The sequence below is a fragment of the Streptomyces sp. NPDC027672 genome (assembly GCF_055566335.1).
The window spans coordinates 94,868-120,246 of the sequence record NZ_JBVHSO010000012.1; the positions used below are offsets into that span (position 1 = coordinate 94,868).

Here is a 25,379-nt window from a genome sequence, read left to right on the forward strand (position 1 = left end):
GGGGCCGGTGACCGGAGGGGCCGCCGGGCCGGTGACCGGCAGGCGGGGGGCCGGTGACCGGAGGGGCCGCCGGGGCCACTGTGACGTGGCTCCCACCCGCGGGCGACCCGGGCTCGTCCGCGGGGCGGGCGGGTGGCGGCGCCGGTAGGGTGGCCCGGTTGTCATACGTAGCCGCCCGACCCTGATGCCCGGAGACCGTGACTACCACCGCCGCTTCCTCCGCCTCCTCCCACCACCTCTCGCCCGCCTTCCCGGGCCGGGCCCCCTGGGGTACCGCCAGCAAGCTGCGTGCCTGGCAGCAGGGGGCGATGGAGAAGTACATCCAGGAACAGCCGCGCGACTTCCTCGCCGTCGCCACGCCCGGCGCCGGCAAGACGACCTTCGCGCTGACGCTGGCGTCCTGGCTGCTGCACCACCACGTCGTGCAGCAGGTGACCGTCGTCGCGCCCACCGAGCACCTGAAGAAGCAGTGGGCCGAGGCCGCGGCCCGGATAGGGATCAAGCTGGACCCGGAGTACAGCGCGGGCCCGCTCGGCCGGGAGTACGACGGTGTCGCCGTGACGTACGCCGGTGTCGGCGTCCGGCCCATGCTGCACCGCAACCGGGTCGAGCAGCGCAAGACCCTCGTGATCCTGGACGAGATCCACCACGCCGGCGACTCCAAGTCCTGGGGCGAGGCGTGCCTGGAGGCCTTCGAGCCGGCCACCCGGCGGCTGGCCCTGACCGGTACGCCGTTCCGCTCCGACACCAACCCGATCCCCTTCGTGACGTACGAGGAGGGCCAGGACGGCATCCGGCGGTCCTCCGCCGACTACACGTACGGCTACGGCTCCGCGCTGTCGGACGGCGTCGTCCGCCCGGTGATCTTCCTTTCCTACAGCGGCAACATGCGCTGGCGCACCAAGGCCGGTGACGAGGTCGCCGCCCGGCTCGGCGAGCCGATGACCAAGGACGCGGTCAGCCAGGCCTGGCGTACCGCGCTGGACCCGCGCGGCGACTGGATGCCGAGCGTGCTGCGCGCCGCCGACCAGCGGCTGACCGAGGTCCGCAAGGCCATCCCGGACGCCGGCGCGCTGGTCATCGCCTCCGACCAGGACTCCGCGCGCGCGTACGCCAAGCTGATCCGGGAGATCACGGGCAGCAGGGCGACGCTCGTGCTGTCCGACGACGCCGGCGCCTCGCAGCGGATCGACGAGTTCAGCGCGGGCGACGACCGGTGGATGGTCGCCGTGCGCATGGTGTCCGAGGGCGTCGACGTGCCGCGCCTCGCGGTGGGCGTGTACGCCACGACGATCTCGACCCCGCTGTTCTTCGCCCAGGCCGTCGGGCGTTTCGTGCGGTCGCGGCGGCGCGGCGAGACCGCGTCCGTGTTCCTGCCGACCGTGCCCGACCTGCTGACCTTCGCCAACGAGATGGAGAAGGAACGCGACCACGCCCTGGACAAGCCGAAGAAGGAGGGCGAGGAGGACCCGTACGCCGAATCCGAGAAGGAGATGGAGGAGGCGAACCAGCAGCAGGACGAGGACACCGGCGAGCAGGACATGCTGCCCTTCGAGGCGCTGGAGTCCGACGCCGTGTTCGACCGGGTGCTCTACGACGGCGCCGAGTTCGGCATGCAGGCGCACCCGGGCAGCGAGGAGGAGCAGGACTACCTCGGCATCCCGGGCCTGCTGGAGCCCGAGCAGGTGCAGTTGCTGCTCCAGAAGCGGCAGGCCCGGCAGATCGCGCACAGCCGGAAGAAGCCGGACACCGACGCCGACCTGCTGGAGCTGCCCGCCGAGCGGCGCCCGGTGGTCACGCACAAGGAGCTGATGGAGCTGCGCAAGCAGCTCAACACGATGGTCGGCGCGTATGTGCACCAGAGCGGGAAGCCGCACGGCGTGATCCACACCGAGCTGCGGCGGGTGTGCGGCGGGCCGCCGAGCGCGGAGGCCACGGCGGGACAGCTACGGCAGCGGATCGCCAAGGTCCAGGAGTGGGCCACCCGTATGAAGTGACCCGGTCAGAGGGCGTCCGGCCCCCGGTCCCGTGTGCGTATCCGGACGAAAGCAGGCAGGCCGGATCTGGCCTTGCCCGGATTCTGGACGGAGGCTTCCGCTCAGCGAACCGGCTTCGCTACTGTCCGGCTACGCATACGCCCCGTGGCAGCGCCGCCGCGGAGCGCAGCCGTGAAGCGACAGGGTCCGGAGCCTCCGGGCCGACCTGCCGATCGGCGGCCTCTGGAGCGCGTCGCCGACGGGACTCGGTGACGCATCCGCCGCTCGGGGGTCCGCCGACCCTCACCGCCGAAGGAGTGGGCGTCGTGACCGCGGAGACCTCTCAGACGCTCGACCGGGGACTGCGTGTCCTCAAGCTGCTGGCCGACACGGACCACGGGCTGACCGTCACCGAGTTGTCCACCAAACTGGGCGTGAACCGGACCGTGGTGTACCGGTTGCTCGCCACCCTCGAACAGCACGCGCTGGTACGGCGTGACCTCGGCGGCCGGGCCCGGGTGGGCCTCGGGGTGCTGCGGCTCGGCCGGCAGGTGCACCCGCTGGTGCGGGAGGCCGCGCTGCCCGCGCTGCGCTCGCTAGCCGAGGACATCGGGGCCACCGCGCACCTGACGCTGGTGGACGGGACGGAGGCACTCGCCGTCGCGGTGGTGGAGCCGACGTGGACCGACTACCACGTGGCCTACCGGGCCGGTTTCCGGCATCCCCTGGACCGGGGCGCCGCGGGCCGGGCGATCCTGGCCGCGCGGCAGACGCCGTCCGCCGGGCCGGGGTACACCCTCACGCACGGCGAACTGGAGGCCGGGGCGAGCGGGGCCGCCGCGCCGCTGGTCGGGGTCACGGGCGTCGAGGGCAGCGTGGGCGTGGTGATGCTGGCGGACGCGGTGCCGGAACGGGTCGGACCGCGGGTGATGGAAGCGGCCCGTGAGGTCGCGGAGGCCCTGCGCTGACCGGCGGCCGCGCCCGCGCCGGCCGCCGCCGGGACCGTGCCGGGCGCGGCGCTCCGTCACGTTAGATTGATCCCGTGCTCTCACGTCTCACACGTCCCCAGGCCCTCGCCGTCTGCGCGGCGCCCGTCGTGGCCCTGCTGGCCACGGCGGTCTTCGCGCCGCTGCCGTTCTCGGTGGCGCAGCCCGGGATGACGGCGAACGTGCTCGGCGAGAACCAGGGCACCCCGGTGATCACCGTGTCCGGCGCGGCCACCCGGAAGACCAGCGGGCAGCTCCGGATGACCACCATCGAGGCGACCGGCCCGGACGCCCGGGTCTCCCTCGCCGACGTGGCCGGCAACTGGTTCCGCACCGACCGGGCCGTCATGCCGCGCGACGCGGTCTACCCGAGCGGTGACACCGTCAAGGAGATCGAGAAGCACAACGAGGCGCAGATGCGGCAGTCCCAGGACGCGGCCACCCAGGCGGCGCTGCGCTACCTCGGGCTCGGCACCGGCCGGGTCCGGGTCTCGCTGCGGCTGGCCGACGTGGGCGGCCCCAGCGCAGGCCTGCTGTTCTCGCTCGGCATCATCGACAAGCTGGACGGCGACGGCCGCGGCGGCGACCTCACCGGCGGCCGCACCGTCGCCGGTACGGGCACGATCGACGCCGACGGCCGGATCGGCGCGGTCGGCGGGGTGGCCCTGAAGACCCAGGCCGCGCGCCGGGACGGGGCCACCGTCTTCCTGGTCCCGCGTGCGGAGTGCGCCGACGCCGAGGCCGAACTGCCGAAGGGGCTGCGGCTGGTCCCGGTGACCACGCTCAAGGGCGCGGTCGGCTCACTGGCGGCGCTGGAGCAGGGCAAGGGCGCGGTCCCGAGCTGCTGAACCCGCGGCGAGGACCGGCCTCACGGCGGCCTCCCGGGCGGGGACCGGTCTCACGGCGGCCTCCCGGGCAGAGGCCCCGCCGCACGGCGGCTCCCCGGCGGGGGCCCCGCCTCACGACGGCTCCTGCTCCGCCCGGTCCCCGGCCGCCTGCTCCACCAGCGGGATGATCCGGAAGGGCACCGGGTTCTCCATGACGATCGCCGTGGACGCCCGCACGATGCCGTCGAAGGCGATCACCCGGTCGATCACCCGCTGCAGATCGGCGTTGGAACGGGCCACCAGCCGGCACAGCATGTCCCCGCTGCCGGTGGTGGTCAGCAGTTCCAGCACCTCCGGCACGGTCGCCAGGTGCGCCCGCACGTCCGCGCCCTGGCCCTGCCGGATCTGGAGCGTGGCGAACGCGGTGACCGGATAGCCGAGGGCCGCCGGCTCCACCTGCGGACCGAAGCCGCGGATGACGCCGTTGGACCGGAGGCGGTCCAGCCGCGCCTGCACGGTGCCCCGGGCCACGCCCAGCCGCCGGGACATCTCCAGCACACCGATGCGCGGCTCCTCGGCCAGCAGCACGATGATCCGGCCGTCCAGATGATCGATCGCCACGGAACCCCCTGAGATGGTCATCCTGTACAGAAAGACCGCCGGACCCGGCGTACCACTGAACACATTGCCCAGCGGATTCGCGAACTATTGCGCACCTTGCAGAGCGGGGCCACCCTTCCGCTATGACGCAGACCACAGAGCACACTCCCGGCACGGCCACCCGGCAGGACGATCCCTTCCCGGTCAAGGGAATGGACGCGGTCGTCTTCGCCGTGGGCAACGCCAAGCAGGCGGCGCACTACTACTCCACCGCCTTCGGCATGCGGCTGGTCGCCTACTCCGGACCGGAGAACGGCAGCCGCGAGACCGCCAGCTACGTACTGGAGAACGGCTCCGCCCGGTTCGTGTTCACCTCGGTGATCAAGCCGGCCACCGCCTGGGGCCACTTCCTGGTCCAGCACGTGGCCGAACACGGCGACGGCGTCATCGACCTGGCCATCGAGGTCCCGGACGCCCGCGCGGCGTACGCGTACGCCGTCGAGCAGGGCGCGCGGGGCGTCACCGAGCCGTACGAGGTGAAGGACGAGCACGGCACGGTCGTCCTCGCCGCGATCGCCACCTACGGCGAGACCCGCCACACCCTGGTCGACCGCTCCGGCTACGACGGCCCCTACCTGCCCGGCTACACCGCGGCGAAGCCGCTCGTCGAGCCGCCGGCCGCCCGCACCTTCCAGGCCGTCGACCACTGCGTCGGCAACGTCGAACTCGGCCGGATGAACGAGTGGGTCGGGTTCTACAACAAGGTCATGGGCTTCACGAACATGAAGGAGTTCGTGGGCGACGACATCGCCACCGAGTACAGCGCGCTGATGTCGAAGGTGGTCGCGGACGGCACCCTCAAGGTCAAGTTCCCGATCAACGAGCCCGCCATCGCCAAGAAGAAGTCCCAGATCGACGAGTACCTGGAGTTCTACGGCGGCGCCGGCGTCCAGCACATCGCGCTCAACACCAACGACATCGTGCAGACGGTCCGCACCATGCGCGCCGCCGGCGTGGAGTTCCTCGACACCCCGGACTCCTACTACGACACCCTCGGCGAGTGGGCCGGCGAGACCCGGGTGCCGGTCGAGACCCTGCGCGAGCTGAAGATCCTCGTCGACCGCGACGAGGACGGCTACCTGCTCCAGATCTTCACCAAGCCGGTGCAGGACCGGCCGACCGTGTTCTTCGAACTCATCGAACGGCACGGCTCGATGGGCTTCGGCAAGGGCAACTTCAAGGCCCTGTTCGAGGCGATCGAGCGCGAGCAGGCCAAGCGGGGCAACCTGTAACGGCTACTCGCTGGGCGGCGGCTCGTCGGGCACGCCGCCCAGTTCCCGCAGTGCCTCCCGGGCCGCCGGCGCCAGCAGCGGCGAGAAGTACGGGTTGATCCGCAGCGCCTCCTCCAGATGCCGCCGCGCGGGCCCGGTCCGGTCCACCGCCGCCTCGATCATGCCCAGGTGGAACGCGTACGCCGCGCTGCGCACCCCGCCGCCCTTCGTCTTGTCCGTCGCGGCGGTCGCGTACGCCAGCGCCTCCTGGTCCGCGCCGGTCCGGTGCAGCGCCCAGCCCAGCGCGTCGGCCACCTCGGTCCCCGGCTGCCGCCGCCACTCCTCCTCCAGCCGGTCCACGGCCTCCCACGGGTCCCCGTGGTCCGCCTCGAACCGCCCGGTCAGCAGTTCTTCGTCGACCCCGCCCGCCACCGACCGCGCCACCGCCTCCCGCAGCCGCGCGTACGACTCCTCGGCCGGCTGCCGCTGCCCCAGCGACTCGTACAGCTCGCCCAGCTCCAGCAGGTCCTCCGGGCGCGGTTGCCGCGCGACGGCGGCCTGGTACGCGGCCAGCGCCTCCGCGGTACGGCCCTGCGCGGCCAGCGTCCGGGCCCGCCCGGCCGCCGCCGCCCGCTGGTCCGGATCGAGCCGCAGCGCGCCCTCGAAGTGCCGCAGCGCCTCCGGCAGGTCCCCGCGCTCCCAGGCGAGCTGCCCCACGCCGGCCAGCCAGGCGGCCCGCTCCGCCGGGGTGCGGGCGGCGGCGGCCGCGTCGGTCAGCTGGGCCACCGCGTCCTCCCGCCAGCCCCGGTCCCGGTACACCGCGGCGGCCCGCGCCCGCACGGCCGGCCGTGCCTCCGCGCCGGTGCGCAGGGCCAGCAGCTTGTCCAGGGCCGCGCGGGCCTTCGCGTAGTCGCCGAGCCCGGTGTAGGCGTCGATCAGCGGCGGATACGCCGACCAGCGCTTCGGCGCCGCCTTCAGCGCCTGTTCGCCGTATCGTTTCGCCGCCGGGAAGTCCCGGCGGGCCAGCGCCAGCGCGGCCAGGCCGTCCAGCGCCTCGGTGCCCGGCGTGCCGCGCACCTGGAGCGAGGCCCGCAGCGCCCGCTCGGCCTTGGGATAGTCCGCCGCGTCACCCGCCCGGCGGCCCCGCTCCGTGTACGCCGCCCCCAGCACCGCCCAGGCCCGGGCATCCTCGGGCTGCTCCCGCACCCGCTGCTCCTGCCGTCCGATCAGCGCCGTCAGGCCGGGCAGCGCGGCCGGCACGCCGTAGGTCACCGCCGTCAGCGCCTGCGCCTGGTCCCGCGCCTGGGCCCGGGGCCCTGCCTGCGGGCCGGCGGCGGGCGGCCGGGCCGCCCGCCGCGGCTGCGGCTCCCCGGGCAGCAGCGCCAGCGCCGCGCCCGCGGCCGCACCGCCCGCCAGCGCGACGACCAGCACCCACCGCAGCACCCGCCGGGACCGGCGTGCCGCCGGCCGCTCGGAGATCAGGGACGTGCCCACGCTCTGCCGGTTGTCCATGGCGCTCACTGTGCGTCAATATGACGAGCACATCCGGGTGGCCCAAGGACGGCGCGGGCGGGGTTCACACCGATGGCCGCGAGTGCCACGCTGTGATCATGAGCCGTATCGAAGTGCCGAGCGACGCGCACACGGGTGGCCTCACCGACCGGCTCCTGGCCGGCCTGCCGCCCGAGGCCGTCCTGACCGACCCGGACGTCACCGCCTCCTACGCCGGCGACATGGCCGGCTTCTGCCCGGCCGGCGCTCCCGCGGCCGTGGTCCTGCCGCGCACCGTCGAGCAGGTGCAGCACGTCATGCGCACCGCCACCGAGCTGCGCGTGCCCGTCGTCCCGCAGGGCGCCCGCACCGGCCTGTCCGGCGGCGCCAACGCCACCGACGGCTGTGTCGTGCTGTCCCTCACCAAGATGGACCGCATCCTGGAGATCAGCCCCGTCGACCGGATCGCCGTGGTCGAACCGGGCGTGATCAACGCGACGCTCTCCCGCGCGGTCGGGGAACACGGCCTGTACTACCCGCCGGACCCCTCGAGCTGGGAGACGTGCACCATCGGCGGCAACATCGGCACCGCCTCCGGCGGCCTGTGCTGCGTCAAGTACGGCGTGACCGCCGAGTACGTCCTCGGTCTGGACGTCGTCCTCGCCGACGGCCGCCTGCTGTCCACCGGCCGCCGCACCGCGAAGGGCGTCGCGGGCTACGACCTCACCCGGCTGTTCGTCGGCTCCGAGGGCACCCTCGGCATCGTCGTACGGGCGGTGCTGGCGCTGCGGCCCAAACCGCCCCGGCAGCTCGTGCTGGCCGCCGAGTTCGCCTCCGCGGCCGCCGCCTGCGACGCCGTCTGCCGCATCATGGCGGGCGGCCACGTCCCGTCCCTCCTCGAACTGATGGACCGTACGACCGTCAAGGCGGTCAACGACCTCGCCCACATGGGCCTGCCCGAGACCACCGAGGCGCTGCTGCTGGCCGCGTTCGACACCCCGGACCCGGCCGCCGACCTCGCCGCCGTCGCCGCCCTGTGCGAGGCCGCCGGCGCCACCCAGGTCGTCCCGGCCGAGGACGCCGCCGAGTCCGAACTGCTGCTCCAGGCCCGGCGGCTGTCGCTGACCGCGCTGGAGGCGGTCAAGGGCACGACGATGATCGACGACGTGTGCGTGCCGCGCTCCCGGCTCGGCGAGATGCTGGCCGGCGTCGAGCGGATCGCGGCGAAGCACGGCCTGACGATCGGGGTCTGCGCGCACGCCGGCGACGGCAACACGCACCCCACCGTCTGCTTCGACGCCGGCGACCCGGACGAGTCCCGCCGGGCCCGCGCCTCCTTCGACGAGATCATGGCCCTCGGCCTGGAACTGGGCGGCACCATCACCGGCGAACACGGGGTCGGCCTGCTGAAGAAGGAGTGGCTGGCCCGGGAGATCGGCCCGGTCGGCGTGGAGATGCAGCGGGCGGTGAAGCAGGTCTTCGACCCGCTGGGCATCCTCAACCCGGGCAAGCTGTTCTGAGCCCGGGCGCGCGCACCTCACCGGGCGAGCAACTGGTCGAGGGCGTCGTCCAGGCCCGGCTGCCCGCCCTCCGTGCCCGGCGGCACCGCCCGCAGCGTCCGCTCCAGCCAGGCCGACACCTGCGGCACCGGCGCCTGGAGCAGCGCGTCGCCGGCCGGGGAACTCAGCGCCATCAGGACGACCGCGCGCCCGTCCGCGCGTGACGGCCACACCCGCACATCGCCGTGCCCGCACGGCCGGAACACCCCTTCCACCAGCAGTTCGCGGGCGAACGTCCAGTGGACGGGGTGGTCGGAGTCGATGTGGAAGGCGATGTGGACGGCGTAGGGATCGTCGGAGCGGTAGCCGAGCCGGGCCGGTACCGGGACGCTGTGCCCGGGGGACAGGACCAGTTCGAGTTCCAGTTCGCGCTCCACCACGATGTGCTGCATGACCTGCGTTTCCTTTCCTGCCGGGGCCGCTTCGGCCGGGCCCGTGCCCGGGGAGAGGCGGCGCGGGCCGGGGCATTACGCGAGTGGGGGGAATTCTTTTTCGGCAGTACGTGCGAGGCGGGCACGGCGTTGCCCGGAAAGGATTGGCTCCTGCCGGACTGGCGCTGCGGACTGCCCGTGTCTGATAGATGTGGAGGCCCCCTACCACCTCCGAGCAGATACGGGACGACGGACATGAGCGCCCCAACCCCGGCACCCGGTGACGACAGGCCCCGCGAGGGCTACTACCCGGACCCGTCCATCCCCGGCTACGTCCGGTACTGGAACGGCGCCTCCTGGGTGCCCGGCACCAGCCGCCCGGCGCCGCGGGACGGCGAGCCGCTCAGCCCGCCGTCCGGCGTCCATCCGGCCGTCCCGTCCGTGGAGGAGACGGGTCCTCACTTCTTCGACGAGGACCCGCCCGCCCTGGACGGCCGGCTCGAGACCGGCCACCCGGAACCCGCGGCGCGGGCGGACGGGACCGGCTCGCCCGGCCCGTGGACCCGGGCCGGCCAGGCCGTGCAGGCGGGCCGGCCGGCCCCGGCCGGCCAGGCGGCGCAGGGCGCGCAGTGGAGCCGGTCCGCCCAGCCGGCCGGTTACGGCGCGGACGCCGCGCCCGCGGGGGCCCGGGGCGCGGACCCGCGGGTGCCGGCCCAGGGCCCGGGGGCCGCCGGCCAGGGCACCGCCCGCACCGACGGCACCGCGGCGCCCGCCGACGGAGGCGGCGCCCCGGACCCCGGCACGTTCGTCTTCCGGCGCCCGGTCCCCGGCCCGGCGGCCGCCCCCGCCGACGACGGCACGTTGATCATCCGCCCGGTGCCCGCCGACCCCGCGGGCCCGCCCGGCGCCGGGAGCGGCCCGGCCGCCGGCTTCGGCCCCCAGGGACCGGCCGGCGCGCCCGCGCACCAGGGGTTCGGCGCCGGCAAGGCCGCCGCGGCCCGGGCCGCCGCCGCGCAGACCCCGCCGGCGGCCCCCGCGCCCCAGCCGCCTCCCGTGGCGCAGCCCGCGCCGGGCGCCGCGGTGCCGCAGCAGGCCGGTCCCGTCCAGGGCGCCGCTCCCGTCACCCCGCTGACCACCGGACCCGGCGGCGGTCAGGCGTCCTGGGCGCAGCAGGTGCACCAGCTCGCCGGGGGCGGGGACGAACAGCCCCTGGCGCCCTGGAAGCCGCCGGTGGAGGACCTCTTCCAGGCCGCCGCGCGCCGGCAGGCCGCCGCCCGCCCCGCCGGGCTCGGCAGGCGGTGCGCCGCGCGGCTGATCGACCTGCTGGTGGTGGGCGCCGTGACGGCCGCCGCCGCGGTCCCGCTCGGCCTGCGGGCCGCGGACCACGTCCAGCAGAAGATCGACGCGGCCCGGCTCTCCGGCCACGAGGTCACCGTGTGGCTGGTGGACGGCCAGACCGGCACCAGCCTCGGTATCGTCCTCGCGGTCCTGCTGCTCGCCGGCGTCCTGTACGAGGTGCTGCCCACCGCCAAGTGGGGCCGCACCCTCGGCAAGAAGGTGTGCGGTCTTCAGGTACGGGACATCGAGGGGCACGAGCCGCCGGCGTTCGGCCCGGCGCTGCGCCGCTGGCTGGTGTTCAGCGTGCCGGGGCTGCTGGTCGTCGGGATCGTGGGCGTGCTGTGGTGCCTGTTCGACCGGCCCTGGCACCAGTGCTGGCACGACAAGGCGGCGCACACGTTCGTCGCGGGCTGAGGCGGGGCGGGCGCGTACTCCGTACGGCCGTCTGCCGGATGCGCGGCCGCGGCCCCCGGGTTCCACTCGGGCCATGAGCAGCGAACCGCCCCCCGGCTCCGGAGAGCAGCCCCCCGAGGACGACCCGTTCAGGAAGCGGCCCCCGTCGGACCAGGGACCGGGCTCGCCGTACGACAGCCCGCACGGCGGCGACCAGCAGCAGCCGCCGCCCTACGGCACCGGCCCCTACGGCGGCAGCCCGTACGGGGGCAGCCCTTACGGCGGAGGTCCGCAGGGCGGCGGCCCGTACGGCTCAGGTCCGCAGGGCGGCGGCCCGTACGGTGCGGGCCCCTACGGGTCCGGAGCCGGCGGCTACCCCGCCGATCCGCTGGCCGGCATGCCCCCGCTCGCCGACAGCGGCAAGCGGACCGTCGCGCGGATCCTGGACATGATCCTGGTCGGCATCGTCGTCTGGCTGCTCACCTGGGTGTTCGGCGTGCGCGAGTACACCGTCGACGGCGACCGCGTCGAGGTGGGCCGCTCCCTCGCCCAGTCCGTCATCGCGGCCGTGCTCTACATCGCCTACGACACCTTCACGACCAGCAGGTCGGGGCAGACCCTGGGCAAGAAGTGGCTGGGCCTGCGGGTGGCCAACCTCGCGGACGGCGCCACCCCGTCCGTGCGCACCTCGCTGCTGCGCGCCCTGGTGCTGTGGGTGCCGTTCGCCTTCTGCTGCGCCTGCGTGTGGACGGCGGTCTCGGGCGGCTGGAGCTTCTTCGACAAGCCGTACAAACAGGGTCTGCACGACAAGGCGGCCAAGACGGTGGTGGTCGCCACCCGTTGAGCACGGCGCCGCCGGCGCCCGCGTCCCGCGCCGCCGCACCCCGCGCCGGTCACAGGGACGAGGGCACGCGCTCCTCGTCCGCCACGGCCGCGGCGGACCCCCGCGCCGTGCGCGCCCCGGGCGCCGGGACGGTCCACGCCACCAGCAGGCCCAGCGCGAGTGCCGCCAGGGCGATGACGACGATCCCGGGGCCCGAACCCGTCTGGGAGAGCACCAGCATGGCGAGCGTGGAGAAGACCACGGTGCAGGCACCGTAGGCGAGCTGTGCGACGGTCGGACGAGGCATGGCCATCGTGTCCTCGGCAGTCTGCGGACGGGAGTCGGGGGTGCCGTGCGACTTTCCTGGCGTGCATGCCCGAGCGGGAAGCCCGGTAAGCGTGACCTGACCCACGGTACCGGTGCACGGGGGGCGCACGGAGTCAACGTCGCGCCGGTCGGCCGCCGTTGCCGCCCGAGGACACCTGTCCGTAAAGCGAACGTCGGCTCCGCATAGTGCACTTGTCCTGCTCAAGTCAAGGTCTGTCTTTTCCGTCAGACCTCTAGTCAAATGTCGTCACTTGACTACACGCGTTGATCGTGCGCGCACGGATTCCTCCATTACCCGGAACCCCCTGTCCGTGTGCGCGGCGCGGGGGAGGAACTCAAGTGACCAGCAGATCCTGGACGTTCAGAGCGGCCGCCATGGGCGTGACCCTCGCCGCGGCCTCTGCCACGTTCGCGACGTACGCCGTCGCGGAGGCGAGCACCCAGGCCCGGCCCGCCGCCTCGAACCGGCACGACCCGGCACCGGTGAAGCAGCGGAAGCACGACCTGGACGGCCCCCTGAGCAAGACCCAGGACGCCCAGCGCGAGGAGGCCCTGAAGCAGCTCATATCGGGCAAGGCCACCACTCAGGAGCGCAACGGCTCCAAGGTCGTCAAGCTCAAGAGCGGCAAGGGCAAGAGCAAGTACGTCGAGCTGGGCCGCGAGAAGACCGACAAGATCTTCACGATCCTGGTGGAGTTCGGCGACAAGACCGACCCCAAGTACGGCGGCGCCGCGGGCCCGCTGCACAACCGGATCGCCGCGCCGGACCGCGCCAAGGACAACTCCACGGCCTGGCAGAAGGACTACGACCAGAAGCACTACCAGGATCTCTACTTCGGCACCGGCAAGAAGACCGAGTCGCTGAAGAAGTACTACGAGAAGCAGTCCTCGGGCCGCTACTCGGTCACCGGCGAGGTCACGGACTGGGTCAAGGTCCCGTACAACGAGGCCCGTTACGGCAACAACGCCTGCGGCTCGACCAACTGCTCCAGCGTCTGGAACGTCGTCAGCGACGGTCTGAGCGCCTGGGTCGCCCAGCAGAAGGCGGCCGGCCGCACCGACGCCGACATCAAGAAGGACCTCGCCCAGTACGACCAGTGGGACCGCTACGACTACGACGGCGACGGCAACTTCAACGAGCCGGACGGCTACGTCGACCACTTCCAGATCGTGCACGCCGGTGAGGACGAGTCCGCCGGCGGCGGCGCGCAGGGCACCGACGCCATCTGGGCCCACCGCTGGTACGCCTTCGGCACCGACGCCGGCGCCACCGGCCCGCAGAACAACAAGCTGGGCGGTACCCAGGTCGGCGACACCGGCATCTGGGTCGGCGACTACACCATCCAGCCCGAGAACGGCGGCCTGGGCGTCTACGCCCACGAGTACGGCCACGACCTCGGCCTGCCGGACGAGTACGACACCGCCGGCGGCGACAACTCCACCGGTTTCTGGACCCTGATGTCCTCCGGTTCCTGGCTCGGCCGGGGCAAGGACGCCATCGGCGACCTGCCCGGCGACATGAACGCCTGGGACAAGCTCCAGCTCGGCTGGCTGAACTACGACACCGCCACGGCCGGCAAGCAGTCCACGCACAAGCTGGGCCTCGCCGAGTACAACACCTGGGACAAGCAGGCCCTCGTGGTCAACCTCCCGGACAAGGCGGTCACCACCACGATCACCCAGCCCGCGCAGGGCTCGGCGCAGTGGTGGAGCGGCAGCGGCAACGACCTGAAGAACACGCTGACCCGGTCGGTGGACCTGACCGGCAAGACCTCGGCGAGCCTCACCCTGGACGGCTGGTGGGCCACCGAGGACGGCTACGACTACGTCTACACCGAGGTGTCGACCGACGGCGGCGCCAACTGGACCGCCCTGGACGGCACGGCCGACGGCCAGGCCCTCCCGCGTGACGCCAGCGGCAAGCCGGCGCTGAGCGGCTTCTCGCAGACGCACAAGAAGCTGGCGTTCCCGCTCGACGCCTACGCGGGCAAGAAGATCGACCTGCGCTTCCGCTACGCCACCGACGGCGGTGTCGCGGAGAACGGCTTCACGGCCGACGAGATCACCGTGACCGCCGACGGCACCCCGCTGTTCTCGGACGACGCCGAGAAGGCGGACGCCGGCTGGGCCGCGAACGGCTTCTCCCGCATCGGCGCGTCCTTCACCAAGGACTACAAGCAGTACTACCTCGCCGAGAACCGCCAGTACGTGTCGTACGACAAGACGCTGAAGACGGGCCCGTACAACTTCGGCTTCACGTCGCGTCCGGACTGGGTGGAGCACTACCCGTACCAGAACGGCCTGCTGATCTGGAAGTGGGACACCTCTCAGGCGGACAACAACACCAACAGCACCAACGGCCACCCGGGCACCGGCCTGATCCTGCCGGTCGACTCGCACCCGAAGGCGCTGAAGTGGGCCGACGGCACGCTGCTGCGCAACCGCGTCCAGGCCTACGACTCGCCGTTCAGCCTCTACGCCACGGACGGCATCACCCTGCACAAGGCCGACGTCGCGCTGAAGACCAAGGGCTCCAAGGGAGTCGGCGTCTTCAACGACCACGCCAGCGCCTACTACGACCCGTCGAACCCGACGGGCGGGGTGAAGGTCACTGACACCAACACCAAGATCACGATCGTCAAGGAGGCCAAGGACGGCTCGACGATCTCCCTGAAGGTCGGCCCCGCGGTGAAGTAGTCCCCATCACTGCAGGTCACAGACGTATCGGCGGCGGCCCCCTGGCGGGTCGCCGCCGTTCGTGTTTAGGTGCGTCCTGTGGACCGCTTATTGACACCGGCCGGACCGACCGGAACGGAGAGGTGACCGCATGGCCGCTGGAGGCTTCAGCAAGCTGCCGAACGGCACGGTGGTGGTGGCGCTGAACCTGCCGTACGGCGCCGCCGGGGTGCGGATCCTGGTGCACGCCCGCAACCGCGCCCGGGCCCTGACCAGGCTGCGCAACCTGGGCCTGCGGGCGGTCTACCTCCGGGGGAACGCCGCGCCTCCGACGCCGGACGAGATCACGGCGGTCCTGCACCATCCCGACGGCCTGATATGGCGCACGGACCACACCGGCGACGCCGTCCCGGGGAACGAGCCCTGGCGCCCGATCCGGGCGCTGCTGCGGGGACCGGTCGTGGTCCGCTAGGGCGCCCTCAGCCGCTCACCACCGGCTTGCCGGTCAGTTCCACGCCCGCCCCGCGCAGCTCCTCCAGGGCCCGCTCGGTGGTGTCCGGGGCGACCCCGGCCGTCAGGTCCAGCAGGACGTGGGTGCGGAAGCCCTCCCGCGCCGCGTCCAGCGCGGTGGCGCGCACGCAGTGGTCCGTGGCGATGCCCACCACGTCCACCTCGCTGATCTCCCGCTCCCGGAGCCAGTCGGCCAGCGACACGCCGTTCTCGTCGGTGCCCTCGAAACCGCTGTAGGCGGCCGAGTACGCCCCCTTGTCGAACACGGCGTCCACGGCGCCGGAGGCGACCGCGGGGGCGAAGTTCGGGTGGAAGCCCACGCCCTCCGTGCCCGCGACACAGTGCGCGGGCCAGGAGCGGACGTAGTCGGGGTCGTCGGCGAAGTGGCCGCCGGGCGCGATGTGGTGGTCGCGGGTGGCCACCACGTGCCGGTACCCGGTGCCCGCCGCCTCGCCGATCAGCTCGGTGACGGCGGCGGCCACGTCCGCCCCGCCGGCCACCGCGAGGCTGCCCCCCTCGCAGAAGTCGTTCTGCACGTCTACGACGATCAAGGCGCGGCGCATGCTGGATGTCCTTCGACTAAGAGTGAAGTAACTGAGCCTAGAGACTTCGGGGCCCGGGCGGGAGGGGGCGTTCACGGGGGCGGACGGCGGTCGCGGTTTAGCTACCCGAGCGCCCCTGGACGTACTCCGTCGGAAGGACGGGTTCCCCGCGGGAGAGCTGGGTGGCGGACAGCGGCAGGTTCGCGCGGGCCGCGATGTGGCGCCGGCGGGGCACGTCCAGCGGTTCCCGGGCGATCACCGTGCCGCCCCGCACCAGCGGCACCAGCAGCTCCCGGCCGGCCAGCTCGGCCGGGACCTGCCCGGTGCCGACGACCTCGGCCTCCGCTATCCCGTCCGCGTCCAGCCGGCGCGCGGCCCACTTGCGCCCGCCGACGGAGACCTTGCCGCCGCTGGACTTCTTCGCGACCGGCACCAGCGGCGCGCCGGGGTCGGCGGACTCGGCGCGCGCCACCAGCTTGTAGACCATGGAACTGGTCGGGTGCCCGGAACCGGTGACGAGCTGGGTGCCGACGCCGTAGGCGTCCACGGGCGCGGCGGCCAGCGAGGCGATGGCGTACTCGTCCAGGTCGGAGGTGACCACGATCTTCGTGCGGGTGGCGCCCAGTTCGTCGAGCTGCTGGCGCACCCGGTGGGCCACCAGCAGCAGGTCGCCGGAGTCGATGCGGACCGCGCCCAGCTCGGGACCGGCCACCTCCACCGCCGTGCGGACGGCCTCGGCGACGTCGTAGGTGTCCACCAGCAGGGTGGTGCCCCGGCCGAGGGTGTCCACCTGGGCCTGGAAGGCGTCCCGCTCGCGGTCGTGCAGCAGGGTGAAGGCGTGGGCCGAGGTGCCGACGGTCGGGATGCCGTAGCGGAAGCCGGCCGCGAGGTCGGAGGTGGTCGCGAAACCGCCGACGTAGGCGGCGCGGGCGGCGGCCACCGCCGACAGCTCGTGGGTGCGCCGGGCACCCATCTCGATCAGCGGCCGGCCGCCGGCGGCGGAGGCCATCCGGGAGGCGGCGGCGGCGATCGCGGAGTCGTGGTTGAGGATGGAGAGGATCACCGTCTCCAGCAGGACGCACTCGGCGAAGCTGCCCTCGACGCGCAGGACCGGCGAGCCCGGGAAGTACACCTCGCCCTCGGGATAGCCCCAGATGTCCCCGCCGAACCGGTAGCCGGCGAGCCAGTCCCGCGTCTGCTCGTCGACGATCCCGCGCTCGCGCAGGAAGGCGAGGACGTCCGCGTCGAAGCGGAAGTTCTCCACCGCGTCCAGGACGCGCCCGGTGCCGGCCACCACGCCGTAGCGGCGGCCGTCCGGCAGCCGCCGGGTGAAGACCTCGAACACGCTGCGCCGTTCGGCCGTACCGGCCTTCAGGGCGGCCTGCAGCATCGTCAGCTCGTACTGGTCCGTGAAGAGCGCCGTCGACGGAACATCCACCGGCAGCCCAAGGTCCGCTGTGTTCATGAGGAGCGATCGTACTCCCTTCTCGTCGGTGTGACGATTTTTGTGCGCCGTGGCAGCATGGCTGTGTGACGTCACCCGCGCCCGTAGAGACCGAACGCACCGAGTCGGCGGAGGAGGTCTTCGCCGTACCCGAGCCCGACGTCCCCTGGGTCACGATCGTGCACAACGACCCGGTCAATCTCATGAGCTACGTGACGTACGTCTTCCAGACGTACTTCGGCTACTCCAAGGACAAGGCCACCAAGCTCATGCTCGACGTCCACCACAAGGGCCGGGCGGTCGTCTCCAGCGGCAGCCGCGAGGAGATGGAGCGTGACGTGCAGGCGATGCACGGCTACGGTCTGTGGGCCACCCTCCAGCAGGACCGGAAGTAAACGCATCCAGATGCCCGGACACTTCGAACCGCTTCCCGGCGGCGGCGCGGCCGTCGCGCTCGACGACGTCGAGATCTCCATCATCCGGTCGCTGGCCGTCCAGCTCCTGGAGCTGATCGGCCCCGGCCCCGGCGGCGACGCCCCGGCCGACCCGCTCGCCGAGCTGTTCGCGCAGGGCCCGAGCGAGCCGCCCGCCGACCCGGTGCTGCGCAGGCTCTTCCCGGACGCCTACGGCGACCCGGAGCACGTTCCCGGTGCCGCGGCCGAGGCCGAGAAGCAGCGGGCGCACTCCGCGGAGTTCCGCCGCTTCACCGAGAACGACCTGCGCGCCGGCAAGCGGACGAACGCGCTCGGCGTGATCCGCAGCCTGGACGCGCTCGCCCCGGTGGACGCGGGCGGGGCGGTGCTGAAGCTGTCCCCGGAGGAGTCCCGGCAGTGGCTCGGCGCGCTGAACGACCTGCGGCTGGCGATCGGCGCCCGGCTGGAGATCACCGACGAGGACGACACGGATCTGCTCTACCGGCTGCCGGACGAGGACCCGCGCAAGCCGATGGTGCTGGCCTACCTCTGGCTGGGCGGGCTCCAGGAGACCCTGGTGACGACCCTGATGCCGTAAGCCGGTATGGCTGGTTCCTTTTGTGAACCCGGTCATGTCCGCTCAGAGGACGCTCAACTTCGGATAACGATCCCATCACCATCCTGGCCGTTTTTGACGCATTTGGGCGCTCTTTGTCCGCTTTTACCTGTGCGATGGATCACAACGCACCGGTGTGATCAGTATTGCGGCCGTGATAAATCTTCACGACCGCCCGGCCCACACCACCCATGTTCGGCCGGGTGCGCCACCGAGCCGACGACCGTCGGCCAGGCAACAGCTCCATCAATCCGGGGGGATCGAGACCCGATCCGAGGCCGACGAAAGGCCCGGGTCGGCATGGAGAAAGGCGCACCACACATGACCTCAGCGCAGGTCGACCAGCATCACGACGGCAACGAGGCCGCGCGGGGCGAGGGCAGCGAGGGCGGCGAGGGGTATCAGCGCGGGCTGGGGGCCCGGCAGATCCAGATGATCGCCATCGGCGGAGCCATCGGCACCGGCCTGTTCCTCGGCGCGGGCAAGGGCATCTCCAAGGCGGGCCCGAGCCTCATCCTGGCCTACGCCGTCGCGGGCCTGGTCATTTTCATGATCATGCGGGCGCTCGGCGAGCTGCTGATGTACCGCCCCGTGTCGGGTTCGTTCTCCGAGTACGCGCGCGAGTTCATCGGCCCGTTCGCCGGTTTCGTGACCGGCTGGACGTACTGGCTGTTCTGGGTGGTCACGGGCATCACCGAGGTCACCGCGGCCGCGAAGTACATGACGTACTGGTTCGACATCCCGCAATGGGTGACGGCCCTGGTCTTCACGGTCGTCCTGTACGGCGCCAACCTGATCTCCGTGAAGCTCTTCGGTGAGCTGGAGTTCTGGTTCTCCATGGTCAAGGTCACCGCCATCATCGGCATGATCCTGATCTGCGCCGGCATCCTGACGATCGGCTTCTCCGACGCCGGCCACACCGCGTCCGTCAGCCACCTGTGGAACCAGGGCGGGTTCTTCCCGCACGGCATCGGCGACACCCTGATGACGCTCCAGATGGTGATGTTCGCCTTCCTCGCCGTCGAGCTGGTCGGCGTCACCGCGGGCGAGTCCAAGGACCCGAAGACCGTCCTGCCCAAGGCGATCAACACCGTGCCGTGGCGCATCGCCGTCTTCTACGTCGGCGCGCTGATCATGATCCTCTCGGTCGTGCCGTGGACCAGCTTCCACGCGGGCGACAGCCCCTTCGTGGTCGCCTTCCAGAAGATGGGCCTCCCGGCCGGCGCGGGCATCGTCAACTTCGTCGTGCTCACCGCCGCGCTGTCCTCCTGCAACTCCGGCATGTACTCCACCGGCCGCATGCTGCGCGACCTCGCGCTCAACAGCCAGGGCCCGAAGCTGTTCACCCGGCTGACGCCCAGCGGCACCCCGCTCATCGGCACGTCGTTCTCCGCCGCGCTGATGCTGGTCGGCGTCTGGATCAACTACCAGTGGCCGGGCAAGGCGTTCGACTACGTGGTGTCCTTCGCGACCATCTCCGGCATGTGGGCCTGGATCGTCATCCTGATCTGCCAGATCCGCTACCGGGCCAAGTCCGACCGCGGCGAACTGCCCCGCTCCGAGTTCCGCGCGCCCGGCGCGCCGTACACGAGCTGGTTCGCGCTCGCCTTCATCGGCATGGTGATCGTGCTGATGGGCATCGACAAGGACGCCCGGATCTCGCTGTACTGCGCGCCGGCGTGGGGCCTGGTCCTCGCCGTCGCCTATCTGGTGCTCAAGCGCCGCAACCCGGAGGCCGCCGCCTTCCGCAAGCGCTGACCCGGAACCTCCCGGAAAGGACGTCCGGCCGCCGGGAGCTCTCGTGGCGCCCCCGCCGGCCGCCGCTCAGGACGTCCGGCATACGGGCCGTCCCGTACCGATCCCCGGTACGGGACGGCCCGTCGTCTTCCCCCGCCGCCTGCCCGACGCGCCGGGCGCGGCCCCTTTCCCCTCTGCTTATCCTGACCTCCATGCTGACCATCACCCAGGCCCTGTACGACCAGATCGTCGCCCACGCGCGCAAGGACCACCCCGACGAGGCGTGCGGCGTGGTGGCGGGCCCGGCCGGCTCGGACCGCCCCGAGCGCTTCATCCCCATGCTGAACGCGGCGATGTCGCCCACCTTCTACGAGTTCGACTCGGGCGATCTGCTCAGGCTGTACCGCGAGATGGACGACCGCGACGAGGAGCCGGTGGTGATCTACCACTCCCACACCGCCACCGAGGCCCACCCCTCGCGCACCGACATCTCCTACGCCAACGAGCCCGGCGCCCACTACGTCCTGGTCTCCACCGCCGACACCGACGGCCTCGGCGACTTCCAGTTCCGCTCCTTCCGGATCGTGGACGGCGAGGTGACGGAGGAGGAGGTCACGGTCGTCGACGCCTACTGATCTCGCCCACCGGACGAAATCGGTCCGGCATGCGGAATCACACTCCGGGACCAGGAGGGGGAATCGATACGATGAGCCCATGGTTCTTCTCGACGTGGGCGACAAGGCGCCGGGCACCCTGCTCGTGGCGCGGCTCCACGTCGACCTGTGCAGGCTGAACAGCGCCATCTGTTGACCCACCCCGCTGCCGCCGTCCGGCCGTGAGCCACGGTGTCCCGCCTCCGGCGCGCGCCTGACCGAACCGACGACACTTTCCGACAGGAGCCCTGAGCCATGGCCATCGAGGTCCGCATCCCGACCATCCTCCGCCCGTACACCGACGGTCAGAAGGCGGTGGAGGGCAGCGGCGAGACCCTCGCCGAGCTGTTCGCCGACCTCGAGACCCGGCACGCGGGCATCCAGGCCCGCATCGTGGACGGCGACCAGCTGCGCCGCTTCGTCAACGTGTACCTGAACGACGAGGACGTGCGCTTCATCGACGGCATCAACACCAAGCTGGCCGACGGCGACAGCGTGACCATCCTGCCGGCCGTGGCCGGCGGCATGCGCTGATCGGCTCCCGAGCAGCGATGCGCTACGACTCCCCGCTGGCCGCGGTGGGCAACACCCCCCTGGTGCGCCTGCCGCGGCTGTCGCCGTCCCCGGACGTGCGGATCTGGGCCAAGCTGGAGGACCGCAACCCCACCGGCTCGGTCAAGGACCGCCCCGCCCTGCACATGATCGAGCAGGCGGAGAAGGACGGCCGGCTGACCCCCGGCTGCACGATCCTCGAACCCACCTCCGGCAACACCGGCATCTCCCTGGCCATGGCCGCCAAGCTCAAGGGCTACCGGATGGTGTGCGTGATGCCGGAGAACACCTCCCAGGAGCGGCGGGACCTGCTCGCCATGTGGGGCGCCGAGATCATCTCCTCGCCGGCCGCCGGCGGCTCCAACACCGCGGTGCGCGTGGCCAAGGAACTGGCCGCCGAGCACCCCGACTGGGTGATGCTCTACCAGTACGGCAACCCGGACAACGCGGGCGCCCACTACGCGACCACCGGCCCGGAGATCCTCGCCGACCTGCCCTCGGTCACCCACTTCGTGGCGGGCCTCGGCACCACCGGCACCCTCATGGGCGTCGGCCGCTACCTGCGCGAACACCGGCCGGACATCCAGATCGTCGCCGCCGAGCCGCGCTACGACGACCTGGTCTACGGCCTGCGCAACCTCGACGAGGGCTTCGTCCCCGAGCTGTACGACGCCTCCGTGCTCACCACCCGGTTCTCGGTCGGCTCGGCCGACGCGGTCACCCGCACCCGTGAACTCCTCCAGCAGGAGGGCATCTTCGCGGGCGTCTCCACCGGCGCCGCCCTGCACGCGGCGATCGGCGTCGGACGCAAGGCCCTCAAGGCGGGGCAGAGCGCCGACATCGTCTTCATCGTGGCCGACGGCGGCTGGAAGTACCTGTCCACCGGTGTCTACACGGCGGCCACCACCGAGGAGGCCATCGAGACCCTCCACGGCCAGCTCTGGGCGTAGCGGGGGATCCGGGCGCGCCGGTGGTACGTCACATCCGTACCAGCACCCCGGCAGAAAGGCGGACCCCATGCGCCGTACGACGCCCCTCGCCCTCGCGGCCGCAGCGCTGCTCCTCGCGGGCTGCGGCACGCACCAGTCCACCGGGAGCGGCGGCGACGCCCCGGCGCCGTCCGGCGGCACCCCGTCGGCCGGCCGCTCCGCCGCCTGTTCCGGCCGGGCGGAGCTGACGGCCGCCGATCACGGCCGCCAGGTCTGTGTCACCCGGGGCGGCGAGGTCCGGCTCACCCTGGACGGCACCAAGGACCGCCCCTGGAAACCGGTCACCGCCAGCGGCACGGGACTGGAGGCGGTCAACGCCGGCCTCGTCCTCCAGCCGGGTGACGCCACGGCCGCCTACCGGGCGGTGGCCGCCGGCACGGTGCGCCTCACCTCGTCCCGGCCGCCGTGCGCGGGCTGCGCGGACGGCGGAGAGGACTGGGCGGTCACCGTGCGGGTCGGCTAGGGCCTGACGCTATGGGCTGGGGCCTAGCCCGCCAAGTGTCGTACCTGGTCCCATAGGACCGGGTCGACCACGCCCACCCGGCGCCGGAAGCCGGCCACCGGCACCTCGCGCAGTTCGTCGGTCTCCAGGAAGCTGGGCCGGCCCTGCGCGTCCCCGACCGCGCCGGGCGGCAGCGGGATCACCCCGCTGCGCTCGTCGTGGTACTTGCTGGTGATCTTCGCGACCGTGGCCCGGTCGCCGCGCACGGTCAGCACCAGACAGGGCCGGTCCTTGCGCCCGGCCCGGTCCTCGTACGGGACGGCCGCCCACCAGATGTCCCCGGGCGAGGGCCGCGTCGCGTGCGCGGTGCGCGGGCCCGGCCGGCCCGGCGGCCGCAGGCGCCGCCCGGCGGGCCGGCGGCCGCGGCCCCAGCCGTCGACCAGCGCGGCGACCAGCGCGAGCAGCACCACCGCGGCGAGGGCGAGCCACCAGGACGTGTCCATACGACGACGTTACCGGCGCGCGCCGCTCAATGCGCGCCCTCTTCTGACCCTGGTGCGCCCCGCGTCCAGCCGAACCGGTGACAGCACAGGTGAGTTCGCCCACAACGGCCCCTGGCAAAGGAGCGACCCGCCCTCTCGCGCCTTACGCTCGACGGACCGCACGACCCCCGACAGCCCTCATCCCGAGTGGCCTCCCGCACCCGCCCACCGCTCTTTCCGCCAACGGAGGTTTCTGCTTCATGAAGCTCACCGTCGTCGGCTGCTCGGGGTCGTTCCCGTCCGCGGAATCGGCCTGTTCGAGCTACCTCGTCGAGGCCGACGGCTTCCGGCTGCTTCTCGACATGGGCAACGGCGCCCTGGGCGAGCTGCAGCGCCACTGCGGTCTCTACGACCTCGACGCGATCTTCCTCAGCCATCTGCACGCCGATCACTGCATCGACATGTGCGCGTACTTCGTGGCGCGCTACTACCGCCACGACGGCGGCCGGTGCGCCCCGCTCCCGGTCTACGGCCCCGAGGGCACCGAACACCGCCTCACCACGGCCTACGCGGACACCCCCTCCGCCTCCTCCATGAGCGAGGTGTTCGACTTCCACACGGTGAAGCCGTCCACGTTCGAGATCGGCCCGTTCACCGTGCACACCGAGCGGGTGCGCCATCCCGTGGAGGCGTACGGCATCCGCGTCGAGCACGGGGGCGTGTCGCTGACGTACTCCGGGGACACGGGGGTCACCGAGGCGCTGGACGGGCTGGCCCGGGACACCGACCTGTTCCTGTGCGAGGCCGCGTTCACGCACGGCAAGGAGACCATCCCCGATCTGCACCTCAACGGGCGCGAGGCCGGCGAGACGGCCGCCCGCGCCGGTGCCCGCCGGCTGCTGCTCACCCACATCCCGCCGTGGACCGACCCGGAGGTCAACCTGCGGGACGCCCGGGAGGTGTTCACCGGCCCGGTGGAACTCGCCGCGCCGCGGGTGACGTACGAGATCTGAGCCCGGACGGACCGAAGGGCCCCGGAACCTCCTCGGTTCCGGGGCCCTTCGGCATGCAGTGCCGGCCGGGTCTCACGCCTTGGTGAGGTCCTCGACCTCCTCCTCGGGCTCGCGGCCCGGGGTCTTCAGGTCGAACTTGAGGATCGCGAACCGGAAGACGGCGTAGTAGACCGCCGCGAACACCAGGCCGACCGGGATGATCAGCCAGGGCTTGGTCGCGAGGTTCCAGTTCAGCACGTAGTCGATCGCGCCGGCCGAGAAGTTGAAGCCCGCGTGGACGCCGAGCCCCCAGGTGAGCGCCATGGACACGGCCGTCAGCACCGCGTGGAGCACGTAGAGCACCGGGGCGATGAACATGAAGGTGAACTCGATCGGCTCGGTCACACCGGTCACGAAGGAGGTCAGCGCGAGCGAGACCATCATGCCCATGACGGCCTTGCGGCGCTCGGGGCGGGCGCAGTGCGCGATGGCGATCGCGGCGGCCGGCAGACCGAACATCATGATCGGGAAGAAACCGGTCTGGAAGAGACCGGCGGACGGGTCGCCGGCCAGGAACCGGGTGATGTCGCCGTGCACCATGTCGCCGGCGGCGTTCTTGTAGTCACCGAGCTGGAACCACGCCACGGTGTTGACGAACTGGTGCATGCCGATCGGGATCAGACCACGGTTGACCAGGCCGAACAGGGCCGCGCCGACGGAGCCGAGGCCCGTCATCCACTCGCCGAAGTTCGTGATGCCCTTGCCGATGGGCTCCCAGACGAGGCTGAAAAGGACACCGACCAGCGTGCCGACGAAGGCCATGATGATCGGCACCAGCCGGCGCCCGTTGAAGAAGCCGAGCCAGTCCACCAGCCGGGTGCGGTGGAACCGCTGCCACAGCACGGCGGCGAGCAGGCCCATGATGATGCCGCCGAGCACGCCGGGGTCGTTGTACGTCGCCCCGACGATGCTGCCCTTCTCGATGTGCTCCTCGGTCACCGGGAAGGCCTGGAGCACCTTGCTGTAGACGAGGAAGCCGACCAGCGCGGCGAGCGCGGTGGAGCCGTCCGCCTTCTTGGCGAAGCCGATCGCCACGCCTATGCAGAACAGCAGGGGCAGGCTGCCGGTGATGGCGCCGCCCGCGGCGTTGAAGACGGTGGCGACCTTGTCCCAGCCCAGTCCGTCCTTGCCGAAGATGTCGTCCTGGCCGAGGCGGACCATGATGCCCGCCGCCGGCAGGACGGCGATCGGCAGCTGCAGGCTGCGGCCGACCTTCTGCAGGCCCTGGAACAGGCCCGCTCCCCGCTTTTTGGCCGGCTTGGCCGCCGGGGCCGCCGTCTCGCTGGCGGTGCTCATACTTCCTCCATCG

General features: G+C 72.3%; 26 protein-coding genes. 18 read left to right on the forward strand and 8 right to left on the reverse strand.

Annotated features, from left to right (window positions below):
• Positions 1 to 197 precede the first annotated feature (197 nt).
• The 3 genes from ACZ4SV_RS27045 to ACZ4SV_RS27055 all read left to right on the forward strand — a co-directional run bounded on the left by ACZ4SV_RS27045 (position 198) and on the right by ACZ4SV_RS27055 (position 3,810).
• The gene (locus ACZ4SV_RS27045) at positions 198 to 1,997 is read left to right on the forward strand and encodes a DEAD/DEAH box helicase (protein ID WP_365878705.1); all 1,800 of its coding nucleotides are present in this window, start codon (positions 198 to 200) and stop codon (positions 1,995 to 1,997) included.
• A gap of 305 nt (positions 1,998 to 2,302) precedes the next feature.
• Positions 2,303 to 2,944: an IclR family transcriptional regulator gene (locus ACZ4SV_RS27050; protein ID WP_365878707.1), complete on the forward strand. Its 642-nt coding sequence runs from the start codon at positions 2,303 to 2,305 to the stop codon at positions 2,942 to 2,944.
• Positions 2,945 to 3,018: 74 nt separating this feature from the next.
• Positions 3,019 to 3,810 (forward strand): S16 family serine protease, encoded by a 792-nt coding sequence (locus tag ACZ4SV_RS27055; protein ID WP_468007124.1) that lies wholly within the window; start codon positions 3,019 to 3,021, stop codon positions 3,808 to 3,810.
• A gap of 111 nt (positions 3,811 to 3,921) precedes the next feature.
• Here the strand turns inward: ACZ4SV_RS27055 and ACZ4SV_RS27060 are convergent, their stop codons facing one another.
• Positions 3,922 to 4,410 carry an Lrp/AsnC family transcriptional regulator gene (locus tag ACZ4SV_RS27060; protein WP_468007126.1) on the reverse strand — a complete coding sequence of 163 codons (489 nt, stop codon included), beginning with the start codon at positions 4,408 to 4,410 and terminating at the stop codon, positions 3,922 to 3,924.
• Positions 4,411 to 4,532: 122 nt separating this feature from the next.
• Between ACZ4SV_RS27060 and hppD the strand changes: the two genes are divergently transcribed.
• Complete coding sequence (gene hppD, locus ACZ4SV_RS27065; protein ID WP_468007128.1) at positions 4,533 to 5,681, forward strand: 4-hydroxyphenylpyruvate dioxygenase; 1,149 nt, start codon at positions 4,533 to 4,535, stop codon at positions 5,679 to 5,681.
• Between the two features lie 3 nt (positions 5,682 to 5,684).
• Here the strand turns inward: hppD and ACZ4SV_RS27070 are convergent, their stop codons facing one another.
• Positions 5,685 to 7,172: a tetratricopeptide repeat protein gene (locus tag ACZ4SV_RS27070; RefSeq protein ID WP_468007130.1), complete on the reverse strand. Its 1,488-nt coding sequence runs from the start codon at positions 7,170 to 7,172 to the stop codon at positions 5,685 to 5,687.
• Between the two features lie 92 nt (positions 7,173 to 7,264).
• Here ACZ4SV_RS27070 and ACZ4SV_RS27075 point away from each other — a divergent pair, with 92 nt between their 5' ends.
• Positions 7,265 to 8,671, forward strand: coding sequence for an FAD-binding oxidoreductase (locus ACZ4SV_RS27075; protein ID WP_468007347.1), 1,407 nt, complete (start codon positions 7,265 to 7,267; stop codon positions 8,669 to 8,671).
• A gap of 17 nt (positions 8,672 to 8,688) precedes the next feature.
• Here the strand turns inward: ACZ4SV_RS27075 and ACZ4SV_RS27080 are convergent, their stop codons facing one another.
• Entirely contained in the window at positions 8,689 to 9,102 is a 414-nt protein-coding gene (locus ACZ4SV_RS27080; RefSeq protein ID WP_365883200.1) for an SsgA family sporulation/cell division regulator, read from the reverse strand.
• Between the two features lie 234 nt (positions 9,103 to 9,336).
• Between ACZ4SV_RS27080 and ACZ4SV_RS27085 the strand changes: the two genes are divergently transcribed.
• Positions 9,337 to 10,833 (forward strand): RDD family protein, encoded by a 1,497-nt coding sequence (locus ACZ4SV_RS27085; RefSeq protein ID WP_468007132.1) that lies wholly within the window; start codon positions 9,337 to 9,339, stop codon positions 10,831 to 10,833.
• Between the two features lie 73 nt (positions 10,834 to 10,906).
• Entirely contained in the window at positions 10,907 to 11,656 is a 750-nt protein-coding gene (locus ACZ4SV_RS27090) for an RDD family protein (RefSeq protein WP_468007134.1), read from the forward strand.
• A gap of 49 nt (positions 11,657 to 11,705) precedes the next feature.
• On the opposite strand, the gene ACZ4SV_RS27095 is transcribed toward ACZ4SV_RS27090, so the two are convergent.
• Positions 11,706 to 11,942, reverse strand: coding sequence for a hypothetical protein (locus ACZ4SV_RS27095; protein ID WP_468007136.1), 237 nt, complete (start codon positions 11,940 to 11,942; stop codon positions 11,706 to 11,708).
• Positions 11,943 to 12,301: 359 nt separating this feature from the next.
• On the opposite strand from ACZ4SV_RS27095, the gene ACZ4SV_RS27100 reads away from it, so the two are divergent.
• Together ACZ4SV_RS27100 and ACZ4SV_RS27105 are read left to right on the forward strand one after the other, a co-directional pair.
• The gene (locus ACZ4SV_RS27100) at positions 12,302 to 14,659 is read left to right on the forward strand and encodes an immune inhibitor A domain-containing protein (RefSeq protein ID WP_468007138.1); all 2,358 of its coding nucleotides are present in this window, start codon (positions 12,302 to 12,304) and stop codon (positions 14,657 to 14,659) included.
• A gap of 130 nt (positions 14,660 to 14,789) precedes the next feature.
• Positions 14,790 to 15,110: a hypothetical protein gene (locus ACZ4SV_RS27105; protein WP_468007140.1), complete on the forward strand. Its 321-nt coding sequence runs from the start codon at positions 14,790 to 14,792 to the stop codon at positions 15,108 to 15,110.
• A gap of 7 nt (positions 15,111 to 15,117) precedes the next feature.
• On the opposite strand, the gene ACZ4SV_RS27110 is transcribed toward ACZ4SV_RS27105, so the two are convergent.
• Positions 15,118 to 15,711 (reverse strand): isochorismatase family protein, encoded by a 594-nt coding sequence (locus tag ACZ4SV_RS27110; protein ID WP_365876680.1) that lies wholly within the window; start codon positions 15,709 to 15,711, stop codon positions 15,118 to 15,120.
• 97 nt (positions 15,712 to 15,808) lie between these two features.
• Positions 15,809 to 17,155 carry a nicotinate phosphoribosyltransferase gene (locus tag ACZ4SV_RS27115; RefSeq protein WP_468007143.1) on the reverse strand — a complete coding sequence of 449 codons (1,347 nt, stop codon included), beginning with the start codon at positions 17,153 to 17,155 and terminating at the stop codon, positions 15,809 to 15,811.
• A gap of 65 nt (positions 17,156 to 17,220) precedes the next feature.
• On the opposite strand from ACZ4SV_RS27115, the gene clpS reads away from it, so the two are divergent.
• From clpS to ACZ4SV_RS27155, 8 genes are all read left to right on the forward strand, one after another.
• Positions 17,221 to 17,529, forward strand: a complete 309-nt coding sequence (clpS, locus tag ACZ4SV_RS27120) for an ATP-dependent Clp protease adapter ClpS (RefSeq protein ID WP_365876676.1) — start codon at positions 17,221 to 17,223, stop codon at positions 17,527 to 17,529.
• A 10-nt stretch (positions 17,530 to 17,539) separates the two neighbouring features.
• On the forward strand, positions 17,540 to 18,145 hold the full coding sequence (locus ACZ4SV_RS27125) for a DUF2017 domain-containing protein (protein WP_365876674.1): 606 nt from the start codon (positions 17,540 to 17,542) through the stop codon (positions 18,143 to 18,145).
• Positions 18,146 to 18,484: 339 nt separating this feature from the next.
• A complete protein-coding gene (locus ACZ4SV_RS27130; RefSeq protein WP_365876672.1) occupies positions 18,485 to 19,921 on the forward strand; it encodes an amino acid permease in 1,437 nt (478 codons plus the stop codon).
• A gap of 191 nt (positions 19,922 to 20,112) precedes the next feature.
• The gene (locus tag ACZ4SV_RS27135; RefSeq protein WP_365876670.1) at positions 20,113 to 20,535 is read left to right on the forward strand and encodes a M67 family metallopeptidase; all 423 of its coding nucleotides are present in this window, start codon (positions 20,113 to 20,115) and stop codon (positions 20,533 to 20,535) included.
• 79 nt (positions 20,536 to 20,614) lie between these two features.
• Positions 20,615 to 20,710 carry a putative leader peptide gene (locus ACZ4SV_RS27140; RefSeq protein WP_313895875.1) on the forward strand — a complete coding sequence of 32 codons (96 nt, stop codon included), beginning with the start codon at positions 20,615 to 20,617 and terminating at the stop codon, positions 20,708 to 20,710.
• A 98-nt stretch (positions 20,711 to 20,808) separates the two neighbouring features.
• Positions 20,809 to 21,087, forward strand: coding sequence for a MoaD/ThiS family protein (locus tag ACZ4SV_RS27145; RefSeq protein WP_365876668.1), 279 nt, complete (start codon positions 20,809 to 20,811; stop codon positions 21,085 to 21,087).
• Between the two features lie 17 nt (positions 21,088 to 21,104).
• Complete coding sequence (locus ACZ4SV_RS27150; RefSeq protein ID WP_365876666.1) at positions 21,105 to 22,055, forward strand: PLP-dependent cysteine synthase family protein; 951 nt, start codon at positions 21,105 to 21,107, stop codon at positions 22,053 to 22,055.
• Between the two features lie 67 nt (positions 22,056 to 22,122).
• On the forward strand, positions 22,123 to 22,557 hold the full coding sequence (locus ACZ4SV_RS27155; RefSeq protein ID WP_468007147.1) for a hypothetical protein: 435 nt from the start codon (positions 22,123 to 22,125) through the stop codon (positions 22,555 to 22,557).
• A gap of 23 nt (positions 22,558 to 22,580) precedes the next feature.
• Here the strand turns inward: ACZ4SV_RS27155 and ACZ4SV_RS27160 are convergent, their stop codons facing one another.
• Complete coding sequence (locus ACZ4SV_RS27160; RefSeq protein WP_468007149.1) at positions 22,581 to 23,039, reverse strand: type II toxin-antitoxin system PemK/MazF family toxin; 459 nt, start codon at positions 23,037 to 23,039, stop codon at positions 22,581 to 22,583.
• A 239-nt stretch (positions 23,040 to 23,278) separates the two neighbouring features.
• On the opposite strand from ACZ4SV_RS27160, the gene ACZ4SV_RS27165 reads away from it, so the two are divergent.
• Entirely contained in the window at positions 23,279 to 24,031 is a 753-nt protein-coding gene (locus ACZ4SV_RS27165; protein WP_365876660.1) for an MBL fold metallo-hydrolase, read from the forward strand.
• 72 nt (positions 24,032 to 24,103) lie between these two features.
• Here ACZ4SV_RS27165 and ACZ4SV_RS27170 read toward each other — a convergent pair whose 3' ends face one another.
• Positions 24,104 to 25,366, reverse strand: coding sequence for a PTS transporter subunit EIIC (locus ACZ4SV_RS27170; protein ID WP_365876658.1), 1,263 nt, complete (start codon positions 25,364 to 25,366; stop codon positions 24,104 to 24,106).
• Positions 25,367 to 25,379: the final 13 nt, after the last annotated feature.

What these genes read in the sequence shown, in the direction of transcription:
- ACZ4SV_RS27140 (WP_313895875.1), top strand. Translation starts at nt 20,615, where the DNA reads ATGGTTCTTCTCGACGTGGGCGACAAGGCGCCGGGCACCCTGCTCGTG.
- ACZ4SV_RS27115 (WP_468007143.1), bottom strand. Translation starts at nt 17,155, where the DNA reads ATGAACACAGCGGACCTTGGGCTGCCGGTGGATGTTCCGTCGACGGCG.
- ACZ4SV_RS27150 (WP_365876666.1), top strand. Translation starts at nt 21,105, where the DNA reads ATGCGCTACGACTCCCCGCTGGCCGCGGTGGGCAACACCCCCCTGGTG.
- ACZ4SV_RS27165 (WP_365876660.1), top strand. Translation starts at nt 23,279, where the DNA reads ATGAAGCTCACCGTCGTCGGCTGCTCGGGGTCGTTCCCGTCCGCGGAA.
- hppD (WP_468007128.1), top strand. Translation starts at nt 4,533, where the DNA reads ATGACGCAGACCACAGAGCACACTCCCGGCACGGCCACCCGGCAGGAC.
- ACZ4SV_RS27095 (WP_468007136.1), bottom strand. Translation starts at nt 11,942, where the DNA reads ATGCCTCGTCCGACCGTCGCACAGCTCGCCTACGGTGCCTGCACCGTG.
- ACZ4SV_RS27170 (WP_365876658.1), bottom strand. Translation starts at nt 25,366, where the DNA reads ATGAGCACCGCCAGCGAGACGGCGGCCCCGGCGGCCAAGCCGGCCAAA.
- ACZ4SV_RS27130 (WP_365876672.1), top strand. Translation starts at nt 18,485, where the DNA reads ATGACCTCAGCGCAGGTCGACCAGCATCACGACGGCAACGAGGCCGCG.
- ACZ4SV_RS27090 (WP_468007134.1), top strand. Translation starts at nt 10,907, where the DNA reads ATGAGCAGCGAACCGCCCCCCGGCTCCGGAGAGCAGCCCCCCGAGGAC.
- ACZ4SV_RS27145 (WP_365876668.1), top strand. Translation starts at nt 20,809, where the DNA reads ATGGCCATCGAGGTCCGCATCCCGACCATCCTCCGCCCGTACACCGAC.
- ACZ4SV_RS27135 (WP_365876670.1), top strand. Translation starts at nt 20,113, where the DNA reads ATGCTGACCATCACCCAGGCCCTGTACGACCAGATCGTCGCCCACGCG.
- ACZ4SV_RS27155 (WP_468007147.1), top strand. Translation starts at nt 22,123, where the DNA reads ATGCGCCGTACGACGCCCCTCGCCCTCGCGGCCGCAGCGCTGCTCCTC.
- ACZ4SV_RS27160 (WP_468007149.1), bottom strand. Translation starts at nt 23,039, where the DNA reads ATGGACACGTCCTGGTGGCTCGCCCTCGCCGCGGTGGTGCTGCTCGCG.
- ACZ4SV_RS27110 (WP_365876680.1), bottom strand. Translation starts at nt 15,711, where the DNA reads ATGCGCCGCGCCTTGATCGTCGTAGACGTGCAGAACGACTTCTGCGAG.
- ACZ4SV_RS27080 (WP_365883200.1), bottom strand. Translation starts at nt 9,102, where the DNA reads ATGCAGCACATCGTGGTGGAGCGCGAACTGGAACTCGAACTGGTCCTG.
- ACZ4SV_RS27105 (WP_468007140.1), top strand. Translation starts at nt 14,790, where the DNA reads ATGGCCGCTGGAGGCTTCAGCAAGCTGCCGAACGGCACGGTGGTGGTG.
- ACZ4SV_RS27070 (WP_468007130.1), bottom strand. Translation starts at nt 7,172, where the DNA reads ATGGACAACCGGCAGAGCGTGGGCACGTCCCTGATCTCCGAGCGGCCG.
- ACZ4SV_RS27125 (WP_365876674.1), top strand. Translation starts at nt 17,540, where the DNA reads ATGCCCGGACACTTCGAACCGCTTCCCGGCGGCGGCGCGGCCGTCGCG.
- ACZ4SV_RS27085 (WP_468007132.1), top strand. Translation starts at nt 9,337, where the DNA reads ATGAGCGCCCCAACCCCGGCACCCGGTGACGACAGGCCCCGCGAGGGC.